Source organism: Salinimicrobium sp. WS361 (assembly GCF_050750585.1).
Classification (GTDB): Bacteria; Bacteroidota; Bacteroidia; order Flavobacteriales; family Flavobacteriaceae; genus Salinimicrobium.
In genome coordinates this window covers 41,873-54,423 of sequence record NZ_JBOJLM010000006.1, presented here as the reverse complement: position 1 = coordinate 54,423, position 12,551 = coordinate 41,873, and the positions used below count along the sequence as shown (strand labels likewise).

Genomic DNA, 12,551 nt, shown 5'->3' with positions numbered 1-12,551 from the left:
ATGAGTGTTAGAATAGCGACAGTAGCAAAACAACTTCCACCTTACTCGCGTGAGACCACAGAGGTAATTCCTTTTGTGGAGACCTGGCTTGATGGGCAGGAGGAAAGATACAGGAGAAAAGTGATCAAGATCTTTGAAGGTGCTGCTGTAGACAAGCGATATTCAATAATGGAACCGTCGGAGGTTTTTACGGCGACTTCTTTTGAAGATAAGAACCGTATTTACAGCAGGGAGGTAAAAAAGCTGGGATCTGCTGTGCTAAAAAAGGGGCTGAAACAAGCCGGTTGGGAAGCCAATTCTGTCGACTTTATCATCACCGTGAGTTGTACCGGGATCATGATCCCTTCTTTAGACGCTTTTCTTATCAATGAACTGCAAATGAAGCAGGACATTACAAGATTACCGGTGACCGAAATGGGGTGTGCCGCCGGGATTTCGGGAATGATCTACGCTAACAATTTTTTGAAAGCCAACCCGGGGAAAAGAGCTGCAGTGATTGCAGTTGAAAGCCCTACGGCTACTTTTCAGCTTGAAGATTTTTCGATGGCCAATATGGTGAGTGCTGCGATCTTTGGTGACGGCGCTGCCTGCGTGTTAATGTCTTCGGAAGAAGATACGAAAGGTCCCAGGATAGTAGGGGAAGACATGTACCATTTCTTTGATGCTACTCACCTGATGGGTTTTGACCTCACCGACCCCGGACTCAAGATGGTGCTCGACCCGGCTGTGCCTCAAACCATCGCCGATCATTTTCCTGAGATCATTCATCCTTTTCTTGAAAAGCACAATTCTTCTATTGAAAAAATAGATCACCTGATTTTTCATCCCGGCGGAAAAAAAATTGTGCAGACGGTTGAAGAACTTTTTGGTAAATTAGGTAAGAATATAGACGATACCAAGGAAGTGTTGCGGCTATACGGCAATATGAGCAGCGCAACTGTTTTATATGTCCTGGAAAGATTTTTAAACCGGCCGACAGAAAAAGGGGAGCAGGGGCTTATGCTAAGCTTTGGCCCCGGATTTTCGGCTCAAAAAATACTTTTAGAATGGTAAAGGAATTTGAAGGAAAGAATTATTGGGCACTCGTACTTGGTGGAAGCAGCGGCCTTGGCTTTGCTTCGGCAAAAAAACTGTCCCGGCACGGTATGAACATTCTGGTGGTGCACCGGGATAGAAAGGACGACCTGCCCGAGATAAAATCGGCTTTTGATGAGATTCGGGAGCTCGGGGTGCAGCTGCATTCCTTTAACCGCGATGCCACCCGTAAAGACAGGCGGGAGGAGATAAAGCAGGAAATGCAGGAAATTCTTGGGGAATCGGGGAAGGTGCGCACCATGTTGCACAGCATTTCTAAAGGAAACCTGAAGTCAATGTTGGGCGACGAACCCACGCTAAAGAACGACGATTTTCAACAGACCATAGACGCCATGGCCATTAGCCTGTATGACTGGACGAGGCTTATTTATGATGCCGGTTTGTTTGCAAAAGATGCAAGAATACTATCTTTTACCAGCGAAGGGAACATCAAGGCCTGGAAAGACTATGCGGCAGTGTCGGCGGCTAAAGTGGCTTTGGAGGCTATAACCCGAAGCATCGCCCTCGAATTTGCACCGGAAGGTATTCGCGCAAACTGTATACAGGCGGGCGTAACGGTCACGCGTTCCCTGGAGTTAATTCCCGGTTATGAAACGCTGCGGCAACATGCACTAAAAAGAAATCCCTTCAAACGGCTTACCACTCCGGGAGACGTGGCAAATGCAGTTTATTTGTTGAGTAAAGATGAAGCCAGCTGGATCACCGGGACCGTGATTCCGGTAAACGGTGGGGAACACCTTAAGTAAGTTGGCAGTGATCAGTGGTCAGTTGCAGTTTTTAACCTTGAACTTTGAATTTTGAACTTTGAATATCTTATAAATTTACTTCCTTATTCTGAACCTTTTCTATTTGTTGATGAACTAAAAGAAGTGTCTGAAAATGGCATTTTAGGCACCTATACTTTTAAGGAAAAAGCTGATTTTTACCGGGGACATTTTAAAGATAATCCGGTGACGCCCGGAGTAATTCTCACAGAATGTATGGCGCAAATTGGCGTGGTTTGCCTCGGAATTTTTCTGCTGAAGAATGAAGATTTGGAAAATTTTGGTGTGGCTTTATCAAATGCATCAATAGATTATTTTTTACCGGTGCTGCCCGGGGAAAAAGTGGCTGTAGTTTCAGAAAAAATTTACTTCAGGTTTAATAAGTTGAAGTGTAAAGTACAAATGTTTAATGCTGAAGAAAAGCTCGTATGCAGAGGGGAAATTTCAGGAATGATTAAAGCTGAATGAACAGAAGAGTCGTAATTACAGGTATGGGCGTGGCTGCACCAAATGGTGTGGGCTTAGCCGCATTTTCTGAAGCGCTTAAAAATGGTCAAAGCGGAATTCGTTTTCAGCCTGAACTCGAAAGGTTGAAGTTCAGGTGCCAGATCGCAGGAAAACCTGAAATTCCTGAGGAAATACTGAAGCAGTATTTTACCGATCTGGAACTCCGCGGACTCAACAGTAGCGGAATTGTATACGGTGTGATCTCAGGGGTCGATGCCTGGAAAGACGCCGGCTTGCCGGTAGGTCCCGATGTAGAAACAGACTGGGACAACGGGATCATTTTTGGAACCGGGATCCTTGGAGTAGACAAATTTCGTGAAGCTATCCATCTCATAGACGACAAAAATACCCGCCGCCTTGGAAGCACAAGTGTAATTCAAACCATGGCCAGCGGGATTAGCGCTTACCTTAACAGCAAACTGGCCTGTGGTAACCAGGTAACTACAAACTCTTCGGCCTGTACCACGGGAACCGAAGCCATTTTAATGGCGGCTGAAAGAATTAGGACGGGGAAAGCAAAGAAAATTTTGGCGGGAAGTTGTGGAGACAGCGGTCCATATATTTGGGGCGGTTTTGATGCCATGAGGATCCTGCCGCACAAATACAATGACAATCCCGAAGCGGGTTCGCGACCTATGAGTGAGTCGGCGGCGGGCTTTGTACCCGGAAGTGGGGCGGGAGCTTTGGTGGTGGAAGATCTTGAATCTGCAATTGAAAGAGGGGCGAAAATCTACGCCGAGATCCTTGGGGGACACATTAACAGTGGCGGACAAAGGAATAAAGGTTCTATGACGGCCCCAAATTCTGAAGGTGTAAAAAGATGTATTAAAAATGCCATTTTTGACTCGGGAGTTCGGCCAGATGAGATCGATGTAATTAACGGTCATCTCACCGCAACCTCCATGGATCCCACAGAAATTTCCAACTGGAAAGAAGCCCTGGAGCTGAAAGCAAAAGATTTCCCGTATATCAATAGTTTAAAAAGCCTGACAGGACATTGCCTTAGCGCTGCCGGAAGTGTAGAAAGTGTAGCGAGTATTCTCCAGATCTCTGAAGATTTTATCTTCGGAAATCAAAACTCTGAAGACCTGCATCCGGAAATCGAAGAGATCGCCAGCCGGGAAAAAGTTCCGGAAAAATCCTTTTTTAGAGAGGTAAATCTCGTGGCGAAGGCAAGTTTCGGGTTTGGAGATGTGAATGCCGTGGCAATTTTTAGTAAATTCAGATGAAAATCGTGATTTAAAGACCTCACAGGTTTCCAAAACCTGTGAGGTCTAAAGTGAACAAAAACCTTGAACCATATAAAATGGAAACAAAAGAAATAATTTACTGTCTTAAAAAGATTGTGAAACCTTATGTACAGAATGATTTGGCGTTTCAGGATTTTGGGCGGGATACAGATTTTATTAAAGACCTGGAGATCAATTCGGCTAATCTTGTAGATATAGTGCTTGATGTGGAAGATGAATTCAATATCGCCATTGACAATGATTCTATGGACAATATGCTCACAGTGAATGATGCTGTAGAGATCATCAAAACCAAACAGCGGGAACAGTGATAGGGAATGATGTGGTAGACCTGGAACTGGCGCCGCGGCAAAGTAACTGGCGCCGGAAAGGGTTTTTGAACAAGGCCTTTTCAGCAGCAGAGCAGGAGCTTATTCACACCTCAGTAAATCCCGATACAATGGTGTGGCTTTTATGGAGCATGAAAGAAGCGGCGTATAAAGCTCATCAACGGGAGCATGATTTACCGCGCCGCCTTAACTGGCTGGCCCAAAAATGTAAAGTTAGTGTCCTCACTTTAGAAACTGCTTCAGGCGAAGTGGAAATTGAAAACCATACTTACCACACTACTTCAGAAATAACTTCAGATTACATCCTAACTTCCGCAGAAAAAAATAGAGGTTCAGGTGTCAAAGATGGCATTTTTGAGGCCTCTTCTTCCGAAGTAAAAGAGCAGCTTAAAAAAAGAATTTCAGAAGAGTTTGCCCTCCAAAATTGGGAAATTCAGCTAGAAAAAGACCGCTTTGGAATGCCTTTTTTGACAGGTAATGACGGTTTCTTCTTTAACCGTTTTTCATTGAGCGGGCACGGCAGATTCTACGCTTACAGCCTGTCGTTAATTAACTGTGAAACCACAGTTAAACACTCTTAAGGGCTTTGGACGATTTTGGGTGCAGTTGTATCTTTAATTGAATACAAAAACCAGAACTAAATGAAGAGTGTAGATAAGAAGGAAGTTATTAGCAGCCAGTCGGCCGAATTTATTCAACAAGCTGAAGCGGGAAAATTTCATAAAATGATTCCCGACACTTTTATTATTAAAATGGAAAATGGTGCCCAGGGGTACGCTATAAGGCATTTGAACAGGCAGGATATGCTCCTTATAGATACTACGGCGCAGGGAGCCAAAGAAGGGATCAAACACCTGGTAGAAGAAGGTTATAAGATCAAAGGGATCCTTGTGACCCATAAAGATGCGCTGCAAAAAACTTATGCGCCGCTTAAAGAAATTTCTGAAGATGCAGGGGGTGCACCTATTTTTAGCCATCCGGTTAATAATGCAAACCTGGATTTCAATGTGCGCGATATCAACTCCAAAAATGATATTTTTAAGCACTTCTCGATAAAACTTACAGATTTCCCTTCAAAAACCGGGGAAACAGCGGTGATCTATTCTGAAATTAATGAAGGAATGATCTTCGCCGGAAATACTGTTGAAGCTACTCCTTATGACGCCGAAGGTGATGATATTAAGAGAGCCGATACAGGTAGTGAGAACAAGAATCGTGGCATGGGCGAGACCTGGAGGACTTACATGAAAGAATTCAGATACTTCTTTCCTTACAAAGGAAAACCAAAATTCAATCTTTCTGAAGGGCAGCAAAAAGACCTGATCGTGAAATTGGGAAATACCGGGGAAGGCGGAAATAATCCAAACCTCTAGGAAACAGCACATAATAATATAGTTGCCGCCACGGGTCTTTTGCAAAAGCCTTGTGGCGGTTTTTGATTGCAGGACGGGACTATTCCCTGAAGTATTTTCGCGTTGGCTTCAATTTTTAGGATCTAATGAGCCTTAAAAGTTCCGGCAAACGTATATGGAAGATGCTTTTCGGGTAGTCCTTTTCTATTCTAAAATAAAAGTTAAGAACCTGAACTATAAGATATTGTTAAACCACCCAGCATTCCGTAGGAAATTTGATAATTTAAAAGGAATAAAATCTTCGAAAAATGTCTAAGCTTAACGTTACCCAAAAACTAATTAAAGAACATCTTCTGAAGGGCGAAATGTCGCCGGGTAAGGAGATAGGAATCAAAATAGACCAGGCTTTGCTGCAGGATGCCACAGGAACCCTGGTGCAACTGGAACTGGAGGCCATGGGGCTGGATCGCGCAAAGACTGAAGTCGCCGTGCAGTACGTGGATCACAACCTGTTACAAACCGACTTTAAAAATGCCGATGATCACGCTTTCTTGCTATCGGCGTCTCAAAAATTCGGTATCTGGTACAGCAGGCCGGGAAATGGAGTGAGCCACCCTGTACATATGGAACGTTTTGGAAAACCCGGAAAGACCATGGTAGGATCAGATTCTCATACTCCGGCAGCCGGGTCTCTGGGAATGCTTGCCATTGGAACAGGCGGACTTGACGTGGCTGCAGCAATTGCGGGCCAACCTTATTTTGTGAAAATGCCACAGGTTATGGGAGTAAAGCTCACCGGAAAGATGCCCGACTGGGTGAGTGCAAAGGATGTGATCCTGGAGATGCTGCGCCGATATGATGTAAAAGGCGGAGTAGGGAAGGTGATCGAATATTATGGTCCCGGACTTGCAGAGTTGAGCGCCATGGACAGGCATGTAATTGCTAATATGGGTGCCGAATTGGGCGCTACTACCACTGTGTTCCCGAGCGATGAAATGACACGAAAATTTCTTAAAAGTCAGGGCAGGGAAGAAGACTGGATCGAACTGGTAGCCGATGAAGGTTGTAGTTATGATTTGGAAGATGAAATTATACTTGATGATCTCGTGCCACTTATTGCCAAGCCTACAAGCCCCGGGAATGTGGTAACGGTAAGAGAAGTAGAAGGTATGGAAATTGGACAGGTGGTGATAGGATCATCGGCAAATCCGGGAGTTCGGGATTTTTGGGTGGCAGGAGCCATTGTAGATGGTAAAGCCACCAGGGAAGAAGTATCTTTTGATGTTAATCCCACTTCAAGGCAGGTAATACAAAATTTAATTGCCAATAAAGGTTTTGAAAAGCTCATTGCAGCAGGAGCGAGATTCCATCAATCGGGTTGTATGGGATGTATAGGTATGGGACAGGCACCGGCGTCAGATACCATTAGTTTACGAACAATGCCCCGAAACTTTCCGAGCCGCTCGGGAACGGAAGATGACCAGGTATATTTATGTAGCCCCGAGACTGCAGCGGCTTCAGCTTTAACCGGAAAGATCACAGATCCGCGTGACCTTGAGAAGCTTTACGATATGAAATACCCGAAGTATGAATATCCCGAAAAAGAACTCATCAATACCATGATGCTGGTTGCACCGGCAGAAGATGGATCGCAGGTAGAACTTAAAAAAGGACCCAACATTAAGTCTTTACCATATATTGAGCCGTTAAGAGAGGCCTGTGATGTACCTGTTTTGCTGAAAATGGGCGATAACATCTCCACCGATGAGATCTTAAGAGCAGGGGCAGAAGTACTTCCTTTTAGAAGTAATCTACCCGAAATAAGCAAATTCTCGTATTCGGTAATTGATGACACCTTTTATGACAGGGCGCAAAAAGCAAAAGAAAGTCATGGCGGACATATAGTGGTTGCCAAGGACAATTATGCACAGGGGTCGAGCCGGGAACATGCAGCGCTTGCACCAAAATATCTTGGGCAAATCGCGGTGATCGCTAATTCTTATGCCCGAATTGCCTGGCAGAACCTGGTTAACTTCGGAATATTGCCATTAGAATTCATTGATATTGCCGACTACGACAAGTTTGAGCAGGGAGATGAAGTTAGCCTTTTAAATTTACGTGAAGACGTGAAGAACAGGAACAATATTCGGGTGGTGATCAACAAGAAGGATGGCGAGAATGTTGAAATTGAGACCAGGCACAGTATGAGTGACAGGCAAATTCAGGTGCTGCTTAAAGGTGGAATCATCAATGAGTTTAAGGAACAACTCAAAAACCGGGAAGTGAATGCTGTAAAAGAGAATACTGTTACCGATAATCCCAGAAAGCAGGTAAAATAGAAAAAGAAATTACTAAGTAAATTTCTCCGGGGCAAGCCCACGGAGCATTTTAGTGGAACACGTTTTCAAACTTTACAACATTTACTAACGAGGCAAGCCTCGGGGTATTTACCCCCCTATGAATAAAAAAGCCCGGTTTTATCCGGGCTATACTATCAATAAAAAGCCGCAAGTAATTAACACTGGCGGCTTTCCTTTTTTAGGTTCTTTTAGATATCTTCGGAATCATCTTCTTCAGCATCCATATCATCCATGTCTTCTTCCACATCGTCATTCTTTTCTGGAAGGTCTACAATAGGTTCATTGAAATCTGAATCATCGTAGTCTTCTTCATCATAGTTCGCCATGGAATTTTCAAGACGGGTACTAACTTTGACAAGGTAAATACTGTCTTCGGTTCTTACCTCTACAGCTTCAACTGTTTCGTTTTTTGCATTCTTAAAAGAGATGATTTGATCATCATCATACCCGTCAGGATATTTCTCAACCAATAATCCCAAAATTTCGGGAGTAAGCTTTTTGTAATCAACAATGATTCTTTTCATAAGTAAGTTTTAAGGCCTCCTTCTAAGCGAAAATAATGATTCATAATTCCGCCACCGTTAAAATAAATAAAAAATTTAAACTCTATTCTTTACTCTGATTGTGCATCTTCCTGAGGAGTAAGGTAATACCTGAAAGCCTCATGGATTAATGTATTCGGTACTTCCCGGTCAATTACCGGTTCTCCAATTTGTCGCAAAAGAACAAAATTTATTTTTCCTCCCTCATTTTTTTTATCAAATTTCAACAGGTCGATGATCTTTTTTTGATCTTCCTCCGTAAAATCGGTTTTTCCATAAATGGAGTGGATGACAAGGTTGATCTCATCTCTTTTTTCTTTCGGGAAACCTTCAAGCTCTGTCGATAAATAGGCAGCCAAAACCATTCCTGCTGCAACGGCTTCCCCATGCAATAATTTTTGTTTTGCAGGACTTTCAAGAAAGTAAGATTCGATTGCGTGGCCCAGGGTGTGCCCAAAATTCAGACTTTTACGTAAGCCTTTTTCTAAAGGATCCTGTGCTACTACCTGTTCTTTGATCACTATAGATTCCTTAACCAGGCCTTCAAGGTCTGTAAGGTCAAGATCTTTTAGAGATTTTAGACGGTTCCAGTAATCTTCATCAGCAATTAATCCGTGTTTCAGCATTTCGGCGAGCCCACTGCGCATTTCACTAGATGCCAAGGTTTCCAAAAATGACATATCTATAACCACCATTTCCGGTTTTCTAATAATGCCAACCTGGTTCTTCAATGCACCAAGGTTCACTCCGTTCTTTCCGCCTAAAGCTGCATCAACCATAGAGAGCAGAGTAGTAGGGAAGTGAACGCAGGCAATACCTCTTTTAAAGGCTGCCGCAACAAAACCACCAAGATCTGTCACCACACCTCCGCCAAGATTGACCAAAAGGCTCTTGCGATCTCCTCCAAGGTCTGATAATGCTTCCCATAAAGAACTACAGGTTTCTATAGTTTTGATTTCCTCACCAACTTCAATTTCCAAAACTTCAACTTCAAGCTGGGTTTCGAGTTTTTGAAGAAAGGAAGAAAGGCAGTGAACATGGGTGTTGGAATCTACCAGAATAAAGATTTTGGTAAAGTTTTCCTGCCCTAAAAATTCATGAAAATGGTCATATCCTTTTTGGTTAAAAAGTACGGGAGATTCTGTAGAGGTTTTAGTCATGGATCCTTTTAATAAATACACGTTAAAGGCTTCGAAAATAAGGAGAAAAATCCTAACTATCTCCATCCAATAATTATCTTTGTAAACCCAATTTTAAGAAATGATCACACAGAAGATATTTAATGATACTGAGACAGCTTTTAAACTAAAAACTGATTCAGAATTAAACCGTGCAATCTTTCTCTTTGAGATGATTGACCGGCCACTATTGGTCAAAACAGGTACTGCAATGACCAACCTTGCTCTTAAAGCACATTTGCCGGTAGAGGGGCTTATTAAAAAGACCATTTTTAATCAATTCTGTGGAGGGGTAACCGAAAAAGATTGCCTTCCTACCATAGAAAAAATGTACAGCAAAAACCTTCATAGCATTCTCGATTATTCCGTAGAAGGAAAGGAGAAAGAGAGTGAATTCGAAAAGGCTATTGAACGTAAGACCAATATCGTGAAATTCATTTCTAAACGAGACGAGCTTCCGTTTGCTGTTTTTAAGCCTACGGGAATTGGACGTTTTGAACTTTGGCAAAAAGTCTCTGCCAACGCAAACCTTTCTCTTGAAGAGGAAGAAGAGTGGCAGAGGGTGAAAAACAGGGTTAACAAGATTTGTGAAGAGGCATACCAGCAGGGGGTAAGCCTTCTTGCCGATGCCGAAGAGAGCTGGATGCAGGATGCTGCCGATGTACTTATGGAAGAAATGATGTTCAAGTACAACCGTGAACGCGCAATAATTTTCAACACATTACAGTGCTACCGCTGGGACAGGATGCAATATCTCAAAGACCTGCACAGCCGCGCTAAAGAACAGGGCTTTATTGTGGGAGCCAAGGTAGTTCGCGGGGCATATCTTGAAAAGGAAAATGAAAGGGCTTCAAAAATGGGATATTTGTCACCTATTTGTGAGAACAAAGAAGCTACCGATGTAAATTATAATGGGGTGCTTACTTACTGTTTGGCTCATCTAGAAGATATTTCGGTGTTTATTGGTACCCACAACGAGATGAGTAACTACCTGGCCTTGCAGGTTATGGAAGATAAGGGCATTGAAAAAGATAATGAGCGGGTGTGGTTCTCACAGCTTTTTGGTATGAGTGAACACATTAGCTATAACCTTGCAGAAGCCGGTTATAATGTGGCAAAGCTGGTACCTTTTGGGCCTGTTAAGGAAGTTGTCCCTTACCTAATACGAAGAGCCGAAGAAAATACCTCGGTAAAAGGTCAAACCGGAAGGGAATTGGGCCTACTTTACGAAGAGAGAAAAAGAAGGGCAGGAGAGATCACCAAGAGCAATAGGGAGAGTGAACTGGCTGGCTAAATTTATATACTTTAAGATCATGGGTTGGAAATTCTACGGAAGCTGGCCCGCCAATCTCAAAAAAGCAGTGGTTATTGTGGTGCCGCACACCAGTTGGCACGACTTTTATCTGGGGCTCCTGGTGCGACGGATTCTGGGTGTAGACATTAAATTTGTAGCCAAAAAAGAATTATTTAAGCCTCCATTTGGGTGGTACTTCAAATGGATGGGCGGTACCGCTTTAGACAGAACTCCGGGACAGAAGAAAGTTGAAGCTATTGCAAGCCTTTTCGATGAGAGGGAAGAATTTAGTCTGGCAATTGCTCCCGAAGGGACCAGAAAAAAAGTAGGGGAGTGGAAAACCGGATTTTACTATATCGCTAAAAAAGCCGAAGTGCCTATCATTATGGTGGCGTTCGACTTTGGCAGTAAAAGTGTAAAAGTTTCGGGCCCCTTGTATCCCTCAGGTGATAAGGAGCAGGATTTTATTAAGATCAAAGATTTCTACAAAGAAGTTACCGGCAAAATTGCCCACTACACATAAATACAAAGCTGCCTTAAAAGCCATTATTGCCAATCTAAACCTGTTTTAGGTTATTTACTTCTGAAGATTAAATCATATGATTTTTAAATTCTTCAGAAAGTTTGGCGGAAGCTTTTAAGGCAGCTTTTTTAATCAGAAAGTTTGCTGAAGATCGATACTAGTATCGGTAAACAGCGTTTACTTTAGAATCCTTGTTCGGCATAAACTCTTTTTCTATGAGATAAGCTTTTCCGTTTTGCTGAAGTACTTTTACAGCAGCAAGGTTCATCAATGAAACACTGCCGTTTCTTTTCTCATCATGAACATCTACCGAAGCCATTTTCTCATTGTAATCTCCCCAAATGTCTTCGCGGTTCTGAAGGAACAACGTATCGACCTTTCCTTCAAAAATAGCCGGAATGATCTCTGAAACCTGGGTTGATGTTCGGGAAGGGTTCAAGTCATTGAACTGCTTCATTTTATCTTCTCTATCTTTCCTGAAGTGTGGCTCAAGAGTTTCCAGTGCCGCTGCATGCAGACTAAAAATACTGTTGTGATCGGCTTCAGGGTTTCCGGGTACGGGTTTTGGATATAGATTTTTATATCGGCTGGCTTCCTGGTAAATTGAAAAATAAGAATCCTGGCAGGCAACTATAAGCGGAACACTCTCGTTGTGCAGAATTTCATAAATTCCCTTATCTACTGCCCTAAAGAAGCGTAAAATCTCATTTTTGCGATCCCTGCTTGCGGCTTCATAACCATGTTGGGTAGAAGTGCCCTGTGGGTTTGCGCCCACACTATTTCTTTGGGTTTTGTGCTTGCTGTTCTTTTCTTCGTAATCATACCCAACCCGGTCTTCGAGTTGATTGGGAGTAAGATCATCGATCTTAACCTCTCCTATAGAATATTGAGTGGCCTCATACAGTTTTACCTCATCCAGCTGTAAGTGGAGCAAGTAAAATCTTCCATCTCCATTAAACATAGGCACCAGCGGCTTTAAATAAAAATGGTCGGCCACATAAGTGAAGGCTTCAAAATAGATGGGTAAGGTGTACTGTTTTGAAAATCCGTCAGCAAGGAACAGTGCGAGTCCGTCGCTTTGATGTCGCCAAAAATCACTGTCGTCCATCAGGTCGTTCACCGGCTTCCCCATCTTTTCTATCTTATCCTGGGGGTATCCCATTGCTTTAAGTTCCTCAACGGCCTTTTTCCATTGACTTTTTAAATTGATCTTGTCCTTTTCTTCGAGAACGTCTTTTCCGGCCCTTACTGTAGGGATAAAAATTGAGACGCAAGGATTGCTGTCAAATTTTGCTAAGTCCTCAAATTGTTCTTTTGTCAAAATTGGCATGATCTGTCGGTTTTTACGGAAAAACTC

The 12,551-nt window shown here is 43.0% G+C and carries 13 protein-coding genes; 10 read left to right on the top strand and 3 right to left on the bottom strand.

Going from position 1 to position 12,551, the window contains the following annotated elements:
- The 8 genes from ACQ93I_RS07655 (at position 1) to ACQ93I_RS07620 (ending at position 7,636) form a co-directional block, all read left to right on the top strand.
- Positions 1-1,053, top strand: a complete 1,053-nt coding sequence (locus tag ACQ93I_RS07655; RefSeq protein ID WP_431697932.1) for a type III polyketide synthase — start codon at positions 1-3, stop codon at positions 1,051-1,053.
- Positions 1,047-1,841, top strand: coding sequence for an enoyl-ACP reductase FabI (locus ACQ93I_RS07650; protein WP_431697931.1), 795 nt, complete (start codon positions 1,047-1,049; stop codon positions 1,839-1,841). Before ACQ93I_RS07655 ends, ACQ93I_RS07650 begins: the two co-directional genes overlap by 7 nt.
- 51 nt (positions 1,842-1,892) lie before the next feature.
- Positions 1,893-2,327 (top strand): 3-hydroxyacyl-ACP dehydratase FabZ family protein, encoded by a 435-nt coding sequence (locus ACQ93I_RS07645; RefSeq protein WP_431697930.1) that lies wholly within the window; start codon positions 1,893-1,895, stop codon positions 2,325-2,327.
- A complete protein-coding gene (locus ACQ93I_RS07640; RefSeq protein WP_431697929.1) occupies positions 2,324-3,595 on the top strand; it encodes a beta-ketoacyl-[acyl-carrier-protein] synthase family protein in 1,272 nt (423 codons plus the stop codon). The genes ACQ93I_RS07645 and ACQ93I_RS07640 overlap by 4 nt, the downstream gene beginning before the upstream one ends.
- Before the next feature lie 77 nt (positions 3,596-3,672).
- A complete protein-coding gene (locus ACQ93I_RS07635; RefSeq protein ID WP_266068254.1) occupies positions 3,673-3,927 on the top strand; it encodes an acyl carrier protein in 255 nt (84 codons plus the stop codon).
- Complete coding sequence (locus ACQ93I_RS07630; protein ID WP_431697928.1) at positions 3,924-4,526, top strand: 4'-phosphopantetheinyl transferase family protein; 603 nt, start codon at positions 3,924-3,926, stop codon at positions 4,524-4,526. The genes ACQ93I_RS07635 and ACQ93I_RS07630 overlap by 4 nt, the downstream gene beginning before the upstream one ends.
- A gap of 60 nt (positions 4,527-4,586) precedes the next feature.
- Complete coding sequence (locus ACQ93I_RS07625) at positions 4,587-5,318, top strand: hypothetical protein (protein WP_431697927.1); 732 nt, start codon at positions 4,587-4,589, stop codon at positions 5,316-5,318.
- 287 nt (positions 5,319-5,605) lie between these two features.
- Positions 5,606-7,636 carry an aconitate hydratase gene (locus tag ACQ93I_RS07620; RefSeq protein WP_431697926.1) on the top strand — a complete coding sequence of 677 codons (2,031 nt, stop codon included), beginning with the start codon at positions 5,606-5,608 and terminating at the stop codon, positions 7,634-7,636.
- A 209-nt stretch (positions 7,637-7,845) separates the two neighbouring features.
- Here the strand turns inward: ACQ93I_RS07620 and ACQ93I_RS07615 are convergent, their stop codons facing one another.
- Both ACQ93I_RS07615 and aroB read right to left on the bottom strand, forming a co-directional pair.
- Entirely contained in the window at positions 7,846-8,181 is a 336-nt protein-coding gene (locus tag ACQ93I_RS07615; protein WP_431697925.1) for a hypothetical protein, read from the bottom strand.
- A gap of 89 nt (positions 8,182-8,270) precedes the next feature.
- A complete protein-coding gene (aroB, locus tag ACQ93I_RS07610; RefSeq protein ID WP_431697923.1) occupies positions 8,271-9,359 on the bottom strand; it encodes a 3-dehydroquinate synthase in 1,089 nt (362 codons plus the stop codon).
- 100 nt (positions 9,360-9,459) lie between these two features.
- Here aroB and ACQ93I_RS07605 point away from each other — a divergent pair, with 100 nt between their 5' ends.
- Both ACQ93I_RS07605 and ACQ93I_RS07600 read left to right on the top strand, forming a co-directional pair.
- Positions 9,460-10,671 (top strand): proline dehydrogenase family protein, encoded by a 1,212-nt coding sequence (locus ACQ93I_RS07605; RefSeq protein WP_431697922.1) that lies wholly within the window; start codon positions 9,460-9,462, stop codon positions 10,669-10,671.
- 19 nt (positions 10,672-10,690) lie between these two features.
- Positions 10,691-11,194, top strand: coding sequence for a 1-acyl-sn-glycerol-3-phosphate acyltransferase (locus ACQ93I_RS07600; RefSeq protein ID WP_431697921.1), 504 nt, complete (start codon positions 10,691-10,693; stop codon positions 11,192-11,194).
- A 157-nt stretch (positions 11,195-11,351) separates the two neighbouring features.
- On the opposite strand, the gene ACQ93I_RS07595 is transcribed toward ACQ93I_RS07600, so the two are convergent.
- The gene (locus tag ACQ93I_RS07595; protein ID WP_431697919.1) at positions 11,352-12,524 is read right to left on the bottom strand and encodes a hypothetical protein; all 1,173 of its coding nucleotides are present in this window, start codon (positions 12,522-12,524) and stop codon (positions 11,352-11,354) included.
- Positions 12,525-12,551 lie beyond the last annotated feature (27 nt).